Annotated in this window: 21 protein-coding genes; 12 read left to right on the top strand and 9 right to left on the bottom strand. The window is 68.6% G+C overall.

Annotated elements, in window-relative coordinates; genetic code table 11:
• Together K344_RS0112300 and K344_RS0112295 are read right to left on the bottom strand one after the other, a co-directional pair.
• Complete coding sequence (locus tag K344_RS0112300) at positions 1 to 1,341, bottom strand: S41 family peptidase (RefSeq protein ID WP_028080914.1); 1,341 nt, start codon at positions 1,339 to 1,341, stop codon at positions 1 to 3.
• A gap of 122 nt (positions 1,342 to 1,463) precedes the next feature.
• The gene (locus K344_RS0112295) at positions 1,464 to 2,618 is read right to left on the bottom strand and encodes a murein hydrolase activator EnvC family protein (RefSeq protein WP_028080913.1); all 1,155 of its coding nucleotides are present in this window, start codon (positions 2,616 to 2,618) and stop codon (positions 1,464 to 1,466) included.
• An 83-nt stretch (positions 2,619 to 2,701) separates the two neighbouring features.
• Here K344_RS0112295 and K344_RS0112290 point away from each other — a divergent pair, with 83 nt between their 5' ends.
• From K344_RS0112290 to K344_RS0112275, 4 genes are all read left to right on the top strand, one after another.
• A complete protein-coding gene (locus K344_RS0112290) occupies positions 2,702 to 3,127 on the top strand; it encodes a rhodanese-like domain-containing protein (protein WP_028080912.1) in 426 nt (141 codons plus the stop codon).
• A gap of 9 nt (positions 3,128 to 3,136) precedes the next feature.
• A complete protein-coding gene (grxC, locus tag K344_RS0112285) occupies positions 3,137 to 3,391 on the top strand; it encodes a glutaredoxin 3 (protein WP_028080911.1) in 255 nt (84 codons plus the stop codon).
• A 29-nt stretch (positions 3,392 to 3,420) separates the two neighbouring features.
• Positions 3,421 to 3,945 carry a protein-export chaperone SecB gene (secB, locus tag K344_RS0112280; RefSeq protein ID WP_028080910.1) on the top strand — a complete coding sequence of 175 codons (525 nt, stop codon included), beginning with the start codon at positions 3,421 to 3,423 and terminating at the stop codon, positions 3,943 to 3,945.
• Positions 3,946 to 4,288: 343 nt separating this feature from the next.
• Positions 4,289 to 5,311, top strand: coding sequence for an NAD(P)H-dependent glycerol-3-phosphate dehydrogenase (locus tag K344_RS0112275; protein ID WP_028080909.1), 1,023 nt, complete (start codon positions 4,289 to 4,291; stop codon positions 5,309 to 5,311).
• Positions 5,312 to 5,353: 42 nt separating this feature from the next.
• On the opposite strand, the gene K344_RS0112270 is transcribed toward K344_RS0112275, so the two are convergent.
• The 3 genes from K344_RS0112270 to K344_RS0112260 all read right to left on the bottom strand — a co-directional run bounded on the left by K344_RS0112270 (position 5,354) and on the right by K344_RS0112260 (position 7,221).
• Positions 5,354 to 6,298, bottom strand: a complete 945-nt coding sequence (locus K344_RS0112270; protein WP_157622902.1) for a hypothetical protein — start codon at positions 6,296 to 6,298, stop codon at positions 5,354 to 5,356.
• Positions 6,299 to 6,449: 151 nt separating this feature from the next.
• Positions 6,450 to 6,905 carry a tRNA (cytidine(34)-2'-O)-methyltransferase gene (locus K344_RS0112265; RefSeq protein WP_028080907.1) on the bottom strand — a complete coding sequence of 152 codons (456 nt, stop codon included), beginning with the start codon at positions 6,903 to 6,905 and terminating at the stop codon, positions 6,450 to 6,452.
• Positions 6,906 to 6,915: 10 nt separating this feature from the next.
• A complete protein-coding gene (locus K344_RS0112260) occupies positions 6,916 to 7,221 on the bottom strand; it encodes a putative signal transducing protein (protein ID WP_028080906.1) in 306 nt (101 codons plus the stop codon).
• Positions 7,222 to 7,332: 111 nt separating this feature from the next.
• Here K344_RS0112260 and K344_RS0112255 point away from each other — a divergent pair, with 111 nt between their 5' ends.
• Positions 7,333 to 7,626, top strand: coding sequence for a hypothetical protein (locus tag K344_RS0112255; protein ID WP_028080905.1), 294 nt, complete (start codon positions 7,333 to 7,335; stop codon positions 7,624 to 7,626).
• A 92-nt stretch (positions 7,627 to 7,718) separates the two neighbouring features.
• Here the strand turns inward: K344_RS0112255 and K344_RS0112250 are convergent, their stop codons facing one another.
• Positions 7,719 to 10,487 (bottom strand): M16 family metallopeptidase, encoded by a 2,769-nt coding sequence (locus K344_RS0112250; RefSeq protein ID WP_028080904.1) that lies wholly within the window; start codon positions 10,485 to 10,487, stop codon positions 7,719 to 7,721.
• 30 nt (positions 10,488 to 10,517) lie between these two features.
• Here K344_RS0112250 and ampD point away from each other — a divergent pair, with 30 nt between their 5' ends.
• From ampD to K344_RS21500, 3 genes are all read left to right on the top strand, one after another.
• Positions 10,518 to 11,102: a 1,6-anhydro-N-acetylmuramyl-L-alanine amidase AmpD gene (gene ampD, locus K344_RS0112245; RefSeq protein ID WP_051362187.1), complete on the top strand. Its 585-nt coding sequence runs from the start codon at positions 10,518 to 10,520 to the stop codon at positions 11,100 to 11,102.
• Between the two features lie 63 nt (positions 11,103 to 11,165).
• Positions 11,166 to 12,029 (top strand): regulatory signaling modulator protein AmpE, encoded by an 864-nt coding sequence (gene ampE / locus K344_RS0112240; protein WP_028080902.1) that lies wholly within the window; start codon positions 11,166 to 11,168, stop codon positions 12,027 to 12,029.
• Positions 12,030 to 12,049: 20 nt separating this feature from the next.
• Positions 12,050 to 12,892, top strand: a complete 843-nt coding sequence (locus K344_RS21500; protein ID WP_245586207.1) for an ABC transporter substrate-binding protein — start codon at positions 12,050 to 12,052, stop codon at positions 12,890 to 12,892.
• Between the two features lie 22 nt (positions 12,893 to 12,914).
• Here the strand turns inward: K344_RS21500 and K344_RS0112230 are convergent, their stop codons facing one another.
• Positions 12,915 to 13,460 (bottom strand): cob(I)yrinic acid a,c-diamide adenosyltransferase, encoded by a 546-nt coding sequence (locus K344_RS0112230; protein ID WP_028080901.1) that lies wholly within the window; start codon positions 13,458 to 13,460, stop codon positions 12,915 to 12,917.
• Positions 13,461 to 13,580: 120 nt separating this feature from the next.
• Between K344_RS0112230 and K344_RS0112225 the strand changes: the two genes are divergently transcribed.
• A complete protein-coding gene (locus tag K344_RS0112225; protein ID WP_028080900.1) occupies positions 13,581 to 14,381 on the top strand; it encodes an inositol monophosphatase family protein in 801 nt (266 codons plus the stop codon).
• Between the two features lie 3 nt (positions 14,382 to 14,384).
• Here the strand turns inward: K344_RS0112225 and K344_RS0112220 are convergent, their stop codons facing one another.
• The gene (locus K344_RS0112220; RefSeq protein ID WP_028080899.1) at positions 14,385 to 15,041 is read right to left on the bottom strand and encodes a histidinol-phosphatase; all 657 of its coding nucleotides are present in this window, start codon (positions 15,039 to 15,041) and stop codon (positions 14,385 to 14,387) included.
• A 122-nt stretch (positions 15,042 to 15,163) separates the two neighbouring features.
• On the opposite strand from K344_RS0112220, the gene K344_RS21495 reads away from it, so the two are divergent.
• From K344_RS21495 to bfr, 3 genes are all read left to right on the top strand, one after another.
• Positions 15,164 to 15,676, top strand: a complete 513-nt coding sequence (locus tag K344_RS21495) for an RNA pyrophosphohydrolase (RefSeq protein ID WP_051362185.1) — start codon at positions 15,164 to 15,166, stop codon at positions 15,674 to 15,676.
• A 79-nt stretch (positions 15,677 to 15,755) separates the two neighbouring features.
• Positions 15,756 to 15,980: a (2Fe-2S)-binding protein gene (locus K344_RS0112210; protein ID WP_028080898.1), complete on the top strand. Its 225-nt coding sequence runs from the start codon at positions 15,756 to 15,758 to the stop codon at positions 15,978 to 15,980.
• Between the two features lie 137 nt (positions 15,981 to 16,117).
• Positions 16,118 to 16,600, top strand: coding sequence for a bacterioferritin (gene bfr, locus K344_RS0112205; RefSeq protein WP_028080897.1), 483 nt, complete (start codon positions 16,118 to 16,120; stop codon positions 16,598 to 16,600).
• Positions 16,601 to 16,662: 62 nt separating this feature from the next.
• Here bfr and hemJ read toward each other — a convergent pair whose 3' ends face one another.
• Positions 16,663 to 17,088, bottom strand: a complete 426-nt coding sequence (gene hemJ, locus K344_RS0112200; protein ID WP_028080896.1) for a protoporphyrinogen oxidase HemJ — start codon at positions 17,086 to 17,088, stop codon at positions 16,663 to 16,665.
• Positions 17,089 to 17,167: the final 79 nt, after the last annotated feature.

Below are 17,167 nucleotides of genomic sequence, written 5' to 3'. Positions count from 1 at the left end.
CTAGCGCTTGACCAGGGTCAGGCTGCGCAGGATGTTGGTCGCTTCGTAGAGGCCGTAGTCGCTCTCGGCGAGGGCCTGGGCATCCTTGGCCTTCTGCGCGCGTTCGGCTTCGAGCTTGGCGCGCTCGTCCTTGCTGACCTTGTCGTCCTTGTTCTCGAGGCTGCCCTTGAGATCGGCTTCCTTGATCGGATCGAAGTCGGCGTCCTCGTCCTTCTCGTCCTTGGCGATCTTCAGCGGACGGATGGCGACGTCGGGCTCGATGCCCTCGGCCTGGATCGAGCGGCCGGACGGCGTGTAGTAGCGCGCCGTGGTGAGCTTGATCGCGCCTTCGTTCGACAGCGGCAGGATGGTCTGCACCGAGCCCTTGCCGAACGAGCGGCTACCGACCACGACCGCGCGGTGCGAGTCCTGCAGCGCGCCGGCGACGATCTCCGAGGCCGAGGCCGAGCCGCCATTGATCATGACGACGATCGGCGCGCCGTCGAGCAGGTCGCCCGGCGTGGCGTCGAACTCGCGCTGCGCGCCGGCCTCGCGACCCTTGATGGTGACGATCGGGCCCTGCGCCATGAAGGCATCGCTGATCTTCACCGCCGCGTCGAGCACGCCGCCGGGGTTGTTGCGCAGGTCGATGACCAGGCCCTTGATCGGACCCTTCGCGTCCTTCTTCAGCTTGGCGAATTCCTTGTCGAGCGAAGCCCCCGTGTCGGTCGTGAAGCTGGAGATGCGCAGATAGGCGAGGCCGTCGTCGAGCATCTTGCCGCGCACGCTGGCGACCGAGATCGTCTCGCGCTTGAGGTCGAAGACCTTCGGCGCCGCTTCGCCTTCACGGACGATGGTGAGCTTGACCTTGGTGCCCGGCTCGCCGCGCATCTTGTCGACGGCGTCGGACAGCGACAGGCCCTTCACCGGCGTCTCGTCGATCTTGACGATGAGGTCGCCCGGCTGGATGCCGGCCTTGGCGGCCGGCGTGTCGTCGATCGGCGAGACCACGCGCACGAAGCCGTTCTGCATCTGCACTTCGATGCCCAGGCCACCGAACTTGCCGGTGGTGATGACATTCATGTCCTTGTACTCGTCCTTGTCGAGATAGGCCGAGTGCGGATCGAGGCCGGCGAGCATGCCGCGCACGGCGTTCTCGATCAGCGTCTTGTCGTCGACCGGCTCGACGTAGTCCGACTTCACGCGGTTGAGGATCTCGACGAAGGTCTGCAGATCCTTGAAGCCGAGCGCGTCGGCGGCCGGCTTGCTCTTGTCGGCGAGCACGCCCTGCGTCAGCGTGACGGAGGCGCCAATGACGACACCGGCGGCCAGCGCCAGCGGAACACGGTAGAAACGGGGCATGGATTTACGTTGGACGCGGTCTGGAATGGGGTGCTGCGGGAGCCACGATAGCAACTGTCTGACTGCGCATCAAAGCGTCAGTTCCGCGTCAGACCGCCGGAAGCGGCCGCCGGGCGGGCCGTTCATCGCGCCAGCCAGCCTTGCGGATTGATCGCCTCGGCGCCCTTGCGGATCTCGAAATAGACGCCGGATTCGTCGTAGCCGCCGGTGCTGCCGGCGGTGGCGATGGTCTGCCCGGCGCGCACCGGCTCGCCGACCTGCACGGTTGCCGTCTGGCAGTGTCCGTACAGGGTGAAGTAGCCGTCGTCGTGCTCGACCAGCACGATCAGCCCGTAGCGGTGCATCCAGCCGACGTAGACGGCGCGGCCGCGCGCCACGGCACGCACGGCGCCGCCTTCCTCGGCGGCGATCCAGTGGCCGTTCCAGCTCAGGCGGCCGCCGGCCTTGTTCTCGCCATAGCGCGCGATCAGCGCGCCGCGCGCCGGCCAAGGCAGCTTGCCCTTCTGCGCGGCGAAGGGCTTGTCGCTCGGCGACACGTCCGGCGGCAGCTCGGCGAGCGTCTTCTTCAGCGACTCGATCAGCTTGCGGATGCTGCGCTCGTCCTCCTTGAGCTGCGCGAGATTGTCTTCCTCGCTTGACAGCCGCGTCTTCAGTTGCTCGAGCATCGCGGCGCGCTCGGCACGCGTGCCTTTCAGCTCTTCCAGCGTATCGGCCTGCTCCTTGCGCAACTGCTCGATCTGCGCGCGCTCCTGCTGCAGGCGGTCGGCCAGCTGCTCGAGCTCGTCGGCGCGCGCGCGGATCGTTGCGATGGCCTTGAGCTGGGCGCGCTGCAGGTAGTCGTAGTAGCTCAGCATGCGGCCGACTTTCTGCACGTCGTCGATGTTCAGCAGCAGCTGCGTCTGGCCGGAGCGGCCCATCACGTAGGCGGCGCGGATCTGCCGCGCCAGCTCGTCGCGCCGCGATTCCAGGGCGCGCGCGGCTTCCTGCTGCTCGGCCTGCGTCTCGCGGGCCTTGCGCTGCTGCTCGTCGAGGCGGCGGCGCAGCTCGCGCATGGCCTGGTTGGCCGCCGCGATCTTGCGCTCCACCTTCTGCATCTCGCGCGCCAGCGCGTCGCGTTCGCCCTGGTCGTCCTCGACCTTCTTCTGCAGCGCGGCGATGCGCTCGCGGACCTCGCCGAGCGCCTGCTGGTTCTGGCTGATGCGCTCGTCGGACCGCGCGCCGACGGGCACGGCGACGGCTGCCAGGAGCAGGGCGGGCAGGGCGAGGCGACGGAACATGCGATAATGCTAGCCGGTTTCGCGCTTCCGCTAGCTGCCCCGTCCCTTCCCTACACAAGCGCTTCGCGCAGGTTCGTCGCCCGATGGCCCAGTCTCTCGAATTCTTCCAGGCCCATGTTTGGCTGTTCGTGGCCCTGGGCGTGGTGCTCGCGGCGCTGGTCGCCAACGAAGTGCACGGCAACCTGACCGGCGGCAAGCGCCTGTCGGCCGCCGAGGCGGTGCGCCTGATCAACGACCGCGACCCGCTGATCGTCGATATCCGGCCGCTGTCCGACTACAAGCGCGGGCACCTGCTCAATGCCTTTCACGCGCCGGCGAGCAAGTTCGACGACTATCTCGGCCAGATCGCCAAGGACAAGGCACGGCCTGTGCTGGTCTATTGCGCGCTCGGCGCGAACAGCGGCACGGTCGTCGACAAGCTGCGCAAGAACGGCTTCGCCGAAGTCTATCCTTTGCGCGGCGGCATCAATGCCTGGTCGATGGCGAACCTGCCGCTGACCACGAAGTGAGGTGATGCGGTGAAGAAGGTGTTGATGTACAGCACGCGGTTCTGTCCGTACTGCGTGATGGCCAAGCGCCTGCTGCAGACCAAGGGCGTGGCCATCGAGGAAATCCGCGTCGACGAGGACGGCTCGCGGCGCGACGAGATGATGCGCATCACCGGCCGGCGCACCGTGCCGCAGATTTTCATCGGCGAGGTCCATGTGGGCGGAAGCGACGACTTGCACGCGCTCGACCGGGCCGGCAAGCTCGACGCCCTGTTGCACGACTAGAACCGGTTCCCCGATAAAATCCTCAAGCCATGACTGACATCGCCACCCCTGAAGCGCCGGCCGCCGGCACCGACAACGCCGCCGCGCAGCGCCAGGTCCTGCTGCAGAAGATCTACGTGAAGGATGCCTCGCTGGAGGTGCCGCTGGCGCCGCAGATCTTCACCCGGCAGTGGCAGCCGACGCTGGACGTGCAGGTCAACACCGACGCCAAGCCGCTCGAAGGCGACGCGCTGCAGGTGGTGCTCGCCGTGACCGTCACCGCCAAGCTCGGCGAAGACGTGGCTTTCCTGGTCGAGGCGCAGCAGGCCGGCATCTTCACGGTGCGGGGCTTCACGCTAGCCGAAGAGAAAGCCGCGGTCGCCGCCGCCTACTGCCCGAACCTGCTGTTCCCGTTCGCCCGCGAGACGATCGCCGATCTCGTGCAGCGCGCCGGCTTCCCGCAGCTGCTGCTGCAGCCGATCAACTTCGACGCGCTGTATCTCGAGCATCTGCAGCGCGCCCGTGCACAGGCCGCCGCCGGCGACCTGGCGCCGGCGAGCAATACGGTCAACTGATCCCGCGACGCCGGCGGCAGCGCGCCGCCATGCGCGCCTGCGCGGGGCCGGCGTGATCGGAACGGGGGCGAGCCGATGACGAACGCCGTCGCAGTCCTCGGTGCCGGCTCGTTCGGCACGGCGAAGGCGAGCCGAGGCCGCAGCCGCCGCGCAGCGGCAGCGCGTAGCCGAGTGCGAAGCGCCAGCGCGATCGGAAAGAGGGCGATCCGGTGACGAACGCCGTCGCCGTCCTCGGTGCCGGCTCGTTCGGCACGGCGAAGGCGAGCCGAGGCCGCAGCCGCCGCGTAGCGGCAGCGCGTAGCCGAGTGCGAAGCGCCAGCGCGATCGGAAAGAGGGCGATCCGGTGACGAACGCCGTCGCCGTCCTCGGTGCCGGCTCGTTCGGCACGGCGCTGGCCATCCAGCTGGCGCGGCGCGGCACGCGCACGCTGCTCTGGGGCCGCGACGCCGACAAGATGGCGGCGATGCAGGCGGCGCGCGAGAACGCGCAGTATCTGCCCGGCTGTCCGTTCCCGGCCAAGCTGCAGGCCGGTGCCGATCTCGAAGCGGCGGTGCGCGAGGCGCACGCCATCCTGCTCGCCACGCCTTCGCACGTGCTGCGCGGCATGCTCGAGCAGATCAAGCCCCTGCTGCGCGAAGGCCAGGGGCTGGTCGCCGCCTGCAAGGGCCTCGAGCCGCAGAGCGGCAAGCTCGTGCATGAAGTCATCGAGGACGTCTGCGCCCGCAGCCGGCCGTACGCCGTGCTGTCCGGCCCGACCTTCGCCAAGGAACTCGGCATCGGCCTGCCGACGGCGGTGACCATCGCCTCGCACGACGAGGCGTTCGCGGAGCATTTCGCGCGGCTCCTGCACGGCGACGGCTTCCGCGCCTACTGGAGCGCCGATCTGGTCGGCGTCGAAATCGGCGGCGCGGCGAAGAACGTGATGGCGATCGGCGTCGGCATCGCCGACGGCATGCATCTCGGCGCCAACACGCGCGCCGCGCTGATCACGCGCGGGCTCGCCGAGATCATGCGGCTGGCGATCGCCATGGGCGGCCGGGCCGAAACACTGATGGGCCTCGCCGGCATGGGCGATCTGGTGCTGACCTGCACCGACAACCAGTCGCGCAACCGGCGCATGGGCCTGCTGCTCGCGCAGGGCAAGAGCGTGAAGGAGGCGATCGCCGAAATCCGCCAGGTCGTCGAAGGCGTCAAGGCCGCGCCGGAGGTGCTGCGCCTTGCGCACCGGCACCACGTCGACATGCCGATCACCGACGCCGTCAGCGGTGTGCTCGAGGGCCGCCTTTCGGCCGTGGAAGCGGTGCGCATCCTGGCGACGCGCCCGGCGAAGGCGGAAACGCGGCCGCAGTCGCAGCCGCTGCCGTGAAACGGCGCGGAGCCGGATGAACCCGGCTCCGCGCCGCTGCCATCAGCACGGCTGATCGTCGAACGCCGCCTGCAGTTCGTCGGCGTTGAGGCTCGCGCTGCTGCCGTTGCCGAACTCGATCGAGGCCGAGCCGTCGGCTTCGAAGGTGATCGTCGCCGAGTCCTTGCCGGACGTCAGCTTCAGCTTGCCCTGCGTGACATTGTCCGAGGAGGTGAGCGGCGTGAGCGTTGCGTAGCTCAAGGTGCCGCCCGCGCATTCGGAGGTTTCGTAGCTCACGGTACCTGCGAGCGCCGTCCCGGATTCGTCGATGCCGATGCGGATCGGATCGCCGTCGCCGATGACCACATGCGCCGAATAGCCGCTGTGCTCGCTGTAGCGGAAGTCGAAGTCCTTGGCGCGGCTGTCGTAGCCGGCATTGGTCAGGCGGGCCTGGACGGTGCCCCGATACTCGGATTTGTAGGGAGAACCGCTGTCGTCGGTCCAGTTCTCCGTATAGACATACGCATGACTGTCGTCGCCGTAGCGAATGTACCGGTAGCCAGTCTCTTGCGCATCCTCGTCCGTGTATCCGTGCTCGTACTTGCCGTCGTAGGTATCGGCGTAACCATCATGCTCGCTCTTGCAGCCGGCGTAGCTGGCCCGATAGACGTGTGTCGCACGTGCCACGCTGTCAAAGTAGGAATACGTGTAGTTCTCGTCGACGTCTTCATGGCTGTAGCTGCCGCTGTCGCATTCCTCGACGGTCGCCGCCTTGGGCTGCGTGCCGCCTTTGGCGCGGGACAAGGACGTCATTTTCAATGCGGCGCCGCGTGTAGCGGCCGCTTCCGAAGGCCCGGTGATGCCATTGACGATGCCGAGGAAGACGTCGATGTTGCCGAGCTCGCGGCTAACGTCCGCCTTGGTCTTGAGCTCGACGCTGTCACTTCCCCCTCCGCCACCGCCGCCGCAGGCGCCGAGCGCGCCGCCCAGGACGATGATGGCAGCCACGTGCAAAGGCGCACGCACGAAGCGAGCGCGCTGCTTCTGATGTTGCATAGCGATTTCCCCTGAATGCGCGAATCGCGCCCATCGAATGTGTCGCGCCGTCGTGCGTAGTGGCAAGAGACGCCGGTCGTGCAACTGCGCCGTAGCGCACAGTTCAGCCGTAGTCGCGCTGCCGCCAGGCCTCGTAGACAGCGACGGCGACCGCGTTCGAGAGGTTCAGGCTGCGGTTGCCGGGGCGCATCGGCAGGCGCAGCCATTGCTCGGGCGGGATGCCGGCGAGCACGTTGGGCGGCAGGCCGCGCGACTCGGGGCCGAACAGGAGGATGTCGCCGTCCTGGTAAGACCAATGATCGTGACGGCGCTGGCCGCGCGTGGTGAAGGCCAGCCAGCGCGCCCGCGGGCGCGCCGCGCGCAGCGCCTCGAGCGAGGCGTGCTGCTCGACGGATGCGTACTCGTGATAGTCGAGCCCGGCGCGGCGCAGCGAGGCGTCGTCCATGCGAAAGCCGAGGGGGTGGATCAGATGCAGGCGCGCGCCGGTATTGGCGCAGAGGCGGATGACGTTGCCGGTGTTCGGCGGGATTTCCGGCTGGTACAGCGCGACGTCGATCATCGGGTTCGTTTCAGGCGGGGCGCTCGCGGCTGCACGACCAGCAGATCTCGAAATGCACCGGCGAGCGCTCGCCGCAGTCGCAGAGCCAGGAGGCCTGCGCATGGCGGCGATGCTCGTAACGGCGCAGCAGTTCGCGGGCCGTCTCGAGCTGGCGAGGATCGTCGAGCACGAGGCGCGGCCAGGCGTCGGCCGGCAACTCGCCGCGCGCGCTCCACAGACCGGCGCCGAAAATCTGCACGCGGATGCCATTGGCGGCGAGATAGCTGCGCAGGATCTCGGCTTCCAGCGGATCGGCGGCGGCGTAGAGCGTATTCATGTGTGGGCGATTGTATGGACTTCGCCGCTTTTGTTCGCAGCGGTATGCGTTTGACACGTTTGGTAGGCGCGCCTACGCTCGGCCCCCGGGTAGCTCATGCAGGGGAATTCCATGTCGCGCATCCATTCGTTCGTCGCCGCTGCCGTGCTCGCGCTGGGCGTTGGCGCGGCGCAGGCGCAAGTCACCGAAGACGTGGATACCGCGCCGTCGGCGGTGGCGATGGCTGCCGATCTGCTGGTCGTGCGCCCGGTGAGTCTCGTCGCCACGGTGCTGGGCGCCGGCCTGTTCGTGCTGCAGCTGCCGCTGTCGCTGATCCAGGGTGAGCCGCCGAGCGAGCCGGCGCGCAAGCTCGTCGTCGAGCCGGCGAAGTTCACCTTCAGCCGTCCGCTCGGCGACATGGAGTAGGTCCGTCGCGGCGGCGGCCGTCGCCATGGACGGCCGCGACGCGGAAACGAAAACGCCGGCGCATGCGCCGGCGTTTTGCGTTGCGCGCGATGTCAGCGCAGCGGCGTGCCGTCGCCGTCGAGCACGCGAATGTCGCTGATGCCGAGGCGCGCGGCCTGTTTGCGCACCGGCGCCTCGATCTTGCCGAGATCGCCGATGACGATCCAGGTCAGCGCGTCCGGCCGCACCAGGCGGCGCGCGGCGGCGTTGACGGCGTCCGGCTGCAATGCCGCCAGCTTGCCGACGGCTTCGTTCCAGTAGCTGTCGGGCAGGCCGTAGGTCAGCGTCATGGTGTAGGAGCCGGCGACTTCCGCGGCGGTCTCGTTGTCGCCGGGCAGCGCCAGCGCCACGCTGTCGCGCGCGAAGTCGAGTTCCTGCGCCGTCAATGGCGTCTTGCCGACCACGGCGCCGAGTTCCTTGTGCATCTCGGCGATCGACTCGGCGGTCTTGTCGGCCTGCACCGGCGCGTAGGCGAAGAAGGGTCGCTGCGCCTTGGCGCTGCTGAGGGTTGCGAAGGCGCCATAGCTCCAGTGCTTGTCCTCGCGCAGGTTCATGTTGAGGCGCGAGACGAAGTTGCCGCCGAGCGCGGTCGTTGCCATCTGCAGGGCGAGATCGTCCGGATCGGATTTCGGCGGCGCCAGCTCGGCGGCCATGATCAGCGTCTGGTCGGCGCCGGTCTTGTTGACCAGCACGAGACGCGGCGCGGCCGGCGCCGCCACCGTCGCCAGATTCTTCCGCGGCAGCGGCGCGGCCGGTGCCTTCCAGGCGCCGAACTGCGCGTCGAGCAGCGGCTTGATCTCGGCCAGCGTGGTGTCGCCGACGATCAGCAGCGTGGCGTTGTCGGGGCGCAGCCAGCGCCGGTAGAAGGCGCGCAGATCGTCGACCTGCATCGATGCGACGCTGGCCTCGGTGCCGGAGCCGGAAGCCGGATTGGCATAGGCATGGTCGGCGCCGTAGAGCAGCTTGGTGTAGAGGCGTCGCGCGATGCCGAAGGCCTGGGCCTTCTCCTGCTGGATGCCGGCGAGCTGCAGCTTCTTCAGGCGTTCGAGCTCCGGCGCCGGGAAGGTCGGCCGCAGCACTACATCGGCGTACAGCGCGAGGCTCGGCTGCAGCTTGGCCTTGAGGGCGTTGAGCTTGATGAACGAGGTGTCGAGCGTCGAGCCGGTACCGATCAGCGCGCCCAGCGCGTCGGCGGCGGCGGCCAGCGACAGCGCATCGTATCGGCCGGCGCCTTCGTCGAGCATGTCGAAGGTCAGCTTGGCGGTACCGGCCTTGGCACCGGCATCGGCGGCGTAGCCGGCGTCGGCGAGCAGGCTGAACTGCACGACCGGCACGTCGTGGCGTTCGGCGAGCGCGATCTGCAGGCCGTTCGCCAGGGTCGCGTGCTGCAGCGGCGGCAGCTTCAGCGCCGGCGGCTCGCCGAGTTCGGGCAGCTTGCTGCGATCGGCGCCGCTGGCGGCGGTGCTGTACTCGGGGAAGGGCTGCACGTCGAGCTTGAACACGCCGTCCGACAGCCAGCGCTGCGCGACGGCGCGCAGGGCGGCCGGCGTCGCCTTCTTCACTTCCTGCAGCTCGGCGGTGTAGCGATCCGGCGTGCCGCAGTAGACCTGGTACTGCGCGAGCTGCGCCGATTTGCCGCCGAAGCCGTCGATGCGCTCGACGTCGCGGATCGCCGCGGCGAACACCGATGTTTTGACCCGCGCCAGTTCCTCGGCCGTGGGACCGTCGCGCAGGAAGCGCTGCACTTCCTCGTCGATCGCGCGCTCGACCGCCGCCGTGTCGCCGCCCGGCCTGACCATCGCGTCGATGGTGAACTGCGAGCCGATCTCGAACGGGCCGATGCCGACGCTGACGCGCGTCGCGATCTGATCCTGGTAGACGAGCCGCTTGTAGAGGCGGCTGTTCTTGCCGTCGCCGAGCACCGAGCTGACCATCGAGAGCAGATTGGCGTCCGGATCGCAGAAGCCCGGGATGTTCCAGACTTCGTAGAGACGCGCCTGCGGCACGCGGTCCTGCATCGTCGCGCGCTTCTCGCCGCTCATCTTGGCGACCCAGGGGCCCTGGTGCTTCAGCGGCGGCCCGGGCGGGATGTCGCCGAAATAGTATTCGACCTTCTTCATCACCTCGGCGGGATTGACGTCGCCGGCGATCACCAGCGTGGCGTTGGCGGCGCCGTAGTGCTCCTGAAACCAGTTTTTCACGTCGTCGAGCTTGGCGGCGTTGAGGTCCGTCTCGGAGCCGATCGTCGTCCAGGAATACGGATGGCCGACCGGATAGGTCGCGGCGGCGAGGAAATCATCGACCTTGCCGTAGGGCTCGTTCTCGCCCTGGCGCTTCTCGTTGAGCACGACACCGCGCTGCTCGTCGAGGCGCGCCTGGTCGATCGCGCCGACCAGGTGGCCCATGCGGTCGGATTCGAGCCACAGCGTGCGGTCGAGCGCCGAGACCGGCACGTTCTCGAAGTAATTGGTACGGTCGTACCAGGTCGTGCCGTTCATCTTCGTCGCGCCGGCCGGTTCGAGCGCGCGGAAGAATTCGTCGTCGTAGTGCTCCGAACCGTTGAACATCAGGTGTTCGAACAGGTGCGCGAAGCCGGTGCGACCCGACCGCTCGTCCTTGCTGCCGACGTGGTACCAGACGTTGACCGCGACGATCGGCGCCTTGTGATCCTCGTGGATGATCAGCGTCAGGCCGTTCGGCAGAATATGGCGCTCGTAGGCGATGCGGATGTCGGGGAAGTCGTTCGTGGCGGCGGGCTTGGCGGCGCCGGCGGCGGCCAGCGACACGGCCGCGAGACACGCGGCGACGGCGAGACGTTTCATGTGGGGCCCGGAGAGGTTGGGGAAGGACGGATGATCGAACAGACGCGCAAGGCGCGCAAAGGTTCCCCGCGGCCGGAGGTGTCCGCCGACGGCTGGCTGGCCGGCGCCCGCGTCTGCCGCTCGCCGAACCGCGACGCGCGACCGGACGCCGACGACATCTCGCTGCTGGTGATCCACAACATCTCGCTGCCGCCGGGGCGCTTCGGCGGGCCGTACATCGACCAGCTGTTCAGCAACACGCTCGATCCGGCCGCGCACCCGTACTTCGCGACGATCCATGCGCTGCGCGTGTCCTCGCATCTGCTGATCGCGCGCGACGGCCGCGTCACGCAGTACGTGCCTTTCGGCGAGCGTGCCTGGCATGCCGGCGTGTCGGTCTACGAGGGCCGCGAGCGCTGCAACGATTTCTCGATCGGCATCGAACTCGAAGGCACCGACGACAAGCCCTTCACCGCCAAGCAGTACGCGCAGCTGGCCCGGGTGACGCGAAGCCTGCTGCGCGCCTATCCGCGACTCAGCGCCGCGCGCATCGCCGGCCATTCCGACATCGCGCCCGGCCGCAAGACCGATCCCGGCCCGCATTTCGACTGGCGGCGCTACCGGAGTTCTCTCTGAGTGTCCGCTCGTTTTGAGAGCCGGCGCCAGCGATGGCGCCGGCTTGTATAGGATGTACAGCTCATGACCCTTATCGGTATCCTCATCGCGCTCGGCCTGGAACGTGTGCTCGGCCGCATCCCCGGCTGGGGCCGGCCGGTGATTTTCCTGTGGCTGATGCGCGCGGCGCACGCCGTGCTGCCGGCGGCGCTGTGGGCCTCGCCCTTGCTGCCGGTCGCCGCCGTCGCCCTGCCGGTGACGCTGGTCTGGTGGGCCTACGGGCAGATCTGGAGTCCGGTGATCGCGCTGTGCGCATCGGCGGCCGTGCTGCTGCTGTGCCTAGGCCCGCGCGATCTGGCCGAGGACGTGCACGACCTGCTCGCCGCGCGCGACGCCGGCGACATCGCCCGCGTGCAGCAGATCGCGCGCAACCTGCAGCGCGGCCCGCAGCCGGACGAGAGCCATCGCTCGCTGATGGGCACGCTGTTCATCCAGTCGCACGAGAAGCTGTTCGGCGTGCTGCTGTGGTTCTTCGTGTTCGGCCCGGCCGGCGCGGTCGCCTATCGTCTCGCCTCGCGCCTGCCGCGACTGATGCACGAAACGGCGCCGGGTTCCTGGGCCGAGCGCACCGCCGACTGGCTGCACAACCTGCTCGCCTGGGTGCCGGTGCGCATCACGACCCTGCTGTTCGGCCTTGCCGGCAGTCTCGACGACGCCCTCTCCGCCTGGCGCGCGCTGATGCGTCAGCCGCTGCACGGCTGGCGCTCGCACACCTGGGCGCTGCTCGCGGAAATCGCCGTCGCGTCGCTGCGCACCGAGACGGCCGACGGCGCCGCCGAGCCGGTCAATCTCGGTTCCGCACTGCGCGAGGTGCTGCGCATGCAGTGGCGCGCGCTGCTGATCCTGCTCGCCTTCTTCGCGATCTTCGCGACCGGCAGCATCTTCTGATGCGGGCCCCGGTGCGTGGCGTGGCCGCGCTGCTGATCCTGCTGTCGAGCGCCGGCGCGGCGGCGGCCGAGCGCGTCGTCACACTGGCGCCGCATCTGGCCGAACTGGTGTGCGCGGTCGGCGCCTGCGACGAACTGGTCGGCGTCGCCGCGTACACCGATTTCCCGGCGCAGGCGGCGAAACGGCCACAGGTCGGCAGCGCCATGGCGGTGAGCCTCGAAACCGTGCTCGCGCTGCGGCCGACACGCGTGCTGGCCTGGCGCGGCGGCACGCCGGAGGCGACGATCGCGCAGCTGCAGGGCCTCGGCCTGCGCGTCGAGCCGCTGGCGATCGGCGATCTCGATGCGATCGCCAGCGCCCTCGAGCGGCTCGGCACCGAGCTCGGGCACGCCGCGCAGGGCCGCGCAAGCGCGGCGGCGTACCGCCAGCGACTCGCGGCCTTGCGCGCGCAATATCGCGGCCGGCCGCGGCTGCGTGCGTTCTACCAGCTCGAGAGCGGGCCGGTGTACACGGTGAATGGCCGCAGTCCGATCAGCGCCGCGCTCGATCTGTGCGGCGCCGACAACGTGTTCTCGGCGTTGCCGACCTTGTCGGCGGTGGTCAGCGACGAAGCGGTGCTCGCCGCCGATCCGCAGGTGGTGGTGTATGCCGCCGACGAGGATGCGCGCGGCATGGCGGCGTACTGGCGCCGGCTCGGCAGCGCGGCGGCGGCCGATCCGCGCCGGCGTGTGGCGATCGACGCCAATCTGCTGACACGGCAATCGCCGCGCGTGCTCGACGGCATCGCCGGCCTGTGCGCGGGGCTCGACCGTGTGCGTGCCTGCATGGCGACGCCGTCGCCCGCGGCATGCCGCGCGCCCTGAGCGCGATCCGCCGGCGCCGCGCTCAGGCGTGCTTCCAGATCACTTCGCTGCCGCCGTCGGCGCGTGCGAGCAGGCGGCCGATCACGAACATCAGATCGGACAGGCGGTTGAGATAGCGCAGCGCCGCCGGATTGAGCGGCGTTTCGCCGTGCACGGTCCACAGCCCGCGCTCGGCGCGCCGCGCGACGGCGCGCGCGAGGTGCGCCTGCGCGGCGCCGGGGTTGCCGCCCGGCAGCACGAAGTCCTTGAGCGGCGGCAGATCGGCGTTGAAGGCTTCGACCCAGTCCTCGAGCTGTGCGACGTGTTCCTCGCGGATCGCCGTGTGGCCGGGCAGCGCGAGCTCGCCGCCAATGTCGAACAGCCGATGCTGCACGAGCGACAGCGCGTCGTGGAAACGTTTCGGCAGCGCGGCCTGCGCGAGCAGCACGCCGAGCTGCGAGTTGAGCTCGTCGAGCTCGCCCATGGCGGCGATGCGCGGATGTGTCTTGGCCACGCGGTCGCCGGTGGCGAGGCCGGTGGTGCCGGCGTCGCCGGTGCGGGTGACGATCTTGCTCAGTCGGTTGCCCATCGTGTCGTGTCTCCTGCGGGGGCGAGGACTACAGCGGAGCGGCCGCACAAACGCAAGCGCGGTGCCGCGCCACGGCGCCGCCGCGCCGCTATCATGCGCACCCCGAACCAGAGCACCGTCATGGCCAGCCCGCATATCAGCGCCGCGCTCGAAGCCGCGCGCGCCGCCACCGACATCATCCGCAAGGCCTACCGCGGCAACTTCAGCGTCGAGTACAAGGCCGATGCGAGCCCGGTGACCGAGGTCGACGTCGCCGCCGAGCGCGCCATCAAGGCGGCGCTGCGCGCGCGCTTTCCCGATTATGGTTTTTATGGAGAGGAGACGGGCCGCGACATCGCCGCCGGCTCCGAGTATCTCTGGCTCGTCGATCCGATCGACGGCACCAAGGCCTTCGTGCGCGGCTATCCGATCTTCTCGGTGCAGATCGCGCTGATGCGCGGCAGCGAGCTGATCATGGGCGTGTCCTGCGCGCCGTGCTGGAACGAAGGTCTCGGCGAAGTCGCCTGGGCCGAACGCGGTGCCGGCGCCTGGCGCGGCCTGCTCGAAACGCCGCTCGCGGATTACGAGCGCCTGCGGGTATCGACGATCGATCAGCTCGGCAAGGCGACGCTGTCGACCGGCAATCTGGCGACGCTGGCGCGCGCGCCGCAGTGGCTCGAACTCGGCCGCCTGATTCCGCAGCTGCACCGCATCCGCGGCTACGGCGACTTCGTGCACTACCACTATCTGGCCGCCGGCAAGCTCGACGCGGTGGTGGAGTCCGATGTCAACATTCTCGACATCGCCGCGCTGGCGGTCATCGTCGAGGAGGCCGGCGGCCGCTTCACCGATCTCAATGGCCGTCCGCCGAGCCTCGAGACGCGCACGGTGCTCGCCACCAACGGCAAGCTGCACGAGGCCTTCGCCGGCCTCGCGCTCTGAGCTTCAGCGCAGGCTGATGATCGCCCAGCCGCGGCGTTCCGCCGTGGCGCGTAGCACATTGTCCGGATCGACCGCGACCGCGGACTGCGCCTCCTCGAGCAGCGGGATGTCGTTGCGCGAATCGCTGTAGGCGGTCAGATGCGCGTATGGCTCCGGTTGTGCGGCGAGCCAGCGGCGCAGACGCTCGACCTTGCCGCCCTGGAAGTTCGGAATGCCGGCGATGCGCCCGGTGTAGCGGCCGTCGACGATCTCCGCGTCGGTGGCGATCAGGTTCGACACGCCGAGCAGGGCGGCGATCGGCTCGGTGATGAAGCGGCTGGTCGCCGTGGTGATCAGCAGCTCGTCGCCCTGCGCGCGATGCTTCTCGAGCAGGCCCGGCGCGCCGGGCGCGACGATCGGCGCGACCCATTCGGCGACGAAGCGCTCGCGCAAGGCCAGCATCCGCTCCAGCGGCTGCTCGACGAGCGGACGCAGGCTGAACGCCGCGTACTCGTGGATGTCGAGCGTGCCGGCGGTGTACAGGGCGTAGAAGCGTTCGTTCTCGCGCGCGTAACGCTCGGCGTCGACGATGCCGTTCTCGATCATCCAGCGGCCCCAGAGATGGTCGCTGTCGCTGGCCAGCAGGGTATGGTCGAGATCGAAGACGGCGAGGCGGCGCATGGGATGGATGACGCTCCGGGCGGATGGCGACGGCGGGGCCGCGCAGGATAGCAGCCGCGCATTGCTGGGCGATCGGCGCTTGTGGAACAATCCTTTCAAACTTCGCCCGTTCTCGTGCCCAAGTGATTGATGCAGACGGATTTAGGCCGAATGTCGGCATTGTCCTGAGCAATGCCGAGGGCAAGCTGCTGTGGGCCAAGCGCATCGGCCAGGACGCCTGGCAGTTCCCGCAGGGCGGCATCCAGCGCGGCGAAAGGCCGGAACAGGCGCTGTTCCGCGAACTGGGCGAGGAGCTCGGCCTGTCGCGCGACGATGTGCAGATCCTCGGCGTCACGACCGGCTGGCTGCGCTACCGCCTGCCGAACCGCTACCTGCGCCGCTCCCGCGGCCGCGTCTGCATCGGCCAGAAACAGAAGTGGTTCGCGCTGCGTCTGGTCGCCGCCGACACCGCCGTGCGGCTCGATACCAGCGACAAGCCGGAATTCGACGGCTGGCGCTGGGTGGACTACTGGCTGCCGCTCGACGAGGTGGTCGATTTCAAGCGCGAGGTCTATCACTCCGCCTTGCGCGAGCTCGCCGGGGTACTGAGCGGACCGCCCCCGCAGGCCGTCGTCGTTCCCGTTCAGGGATTCTGAACCGCGCGCTGCACCGCATGCCTGCAAACGAGATTCCAAGTCTGTTGACATGGATTCTCATTTACGGGACGATGGCGCCATGTACGTTTGCGTCTGCAAAGCTGTCTCCGATCGCACGATCCGCCGCGCCGTCCACGAGGACGGCGTGTCGAGCCTGCGCGAGCTGGCGCGCGGGCACGGTCTCGGGACCTGTTGCGGCAAGTGCGTGCCGCAGGCGCGCGAGCTGCTCGGCGCCGCGTTGCGCGAGCGCAGCCAGGACGCGATGCCGCTGTCCGCGCTGACGGCGGCTTTCGCGCCGGCATAGCGCCTTGGGGCGCCTGCGCCGCGCGCCCTGCGCGCGACGCGCCTTGACGCAAATCGGAACGGTTCTTCAAGACGTTTCGTCACCGCTCCGTCGCGCTCCCTATACTGCCCGCCATCCCTCGACACGGAGCAATGGACATGCGCGGCGATCCCAAGGTACTCGAATATCTGAACCTCGGCCTGAAGAACGAGTTGACCGCGATCAACCAGTACTTCCTGCACGCACGCATGCTCGGCAACTGGGGGCTCAAGAAGCTCGAGAAGCACGAGTACCACGAGTCGATCGACGAGATGAAGCACGCGGACAAGCTGATCGCGCGCATCCTTTTCCTCGAAGGCCTGCCGAACCTGCAGGACCTCGGCAAGCTGTACATCGGCGAGGACATCAAGGAATTGCTCGAGTGCGATCTGCGGCTCGAGAAGGAAGCGCATCCGCTCTACAAGGATGCGATCGCGCATTGCGAGAAAGTCGGCGACTACGTGACGCGCGAGCTGTTCGTCGAGATCCAGAAGAGCGAAGAAGAACACATCGACTGGATCGAGGAGCAGCTCGGCCTGATCGAGAAGATCGGCGTGCAGAACTACATGCAGCTCGGCGTCGGCGAGATCGGCGGCTCCTGACTCGCGCAGCGCAGGAAAAAAGCCCCGCATGGCGGGGCTTTTTCGTTGGCGAGCGGCGCGCTTCAGAACGGTTTCACGACCACCAGGATCAGGATGATCAGCAGCAGTACCGTCGGCAGCTCGTTCATCAGCCGGTAGAACTTCGCGGTCCTGGTGTTGCGCCGCTCGGCGAAGGCGCGGATGCGTGTCTTCAGCCAGCCGTGATAGCCCGACAGCGCCAGAACCAGCGTCAGCTTGGCGTGCAGCCAGCCGGACTTGAGATAGATCTCCGGGCCGGCGAGCAAGAGGCCGATGCCGAGCAGCCAGGTGCCGACCATGCCGATCGTCGTCATCGCGTAGAGACGCCGCTCCATGGCGCAGAAGCGCGCGTGGCCGGCCTCGTCGCTGACCTCGGTGTGGTAGACGAACAGCCGCGGCAGATAGAACAGGCCGACGAACCAGGCGATGACGAAAAAGAGGTGAAAGGCTTTGAGCCAGAGCGGCAGCATGGCGAAGAGTCCGTGGCGGCGAGGCGGGATCGCCGGATGGCGATCGACTATTATGGCCGCCCCCAGCGTCCCCTGAGCA

Origin of the sequence: Solimonas soli DSM 21787 (assembly GCF_000474945.1) — a bacterium.
Classification (GTDB): Bacteria; Pseudomonadota; Gammaproteobacteria; order Nevskiales; family Nevskiaceae; genus Solimonas; species Solimonas soli.
The sequence above is the reverse complement of the archived record's forward strand: the minus strand, read 5'-3'. Positions and strand labels throughout refer to the sequence as shown.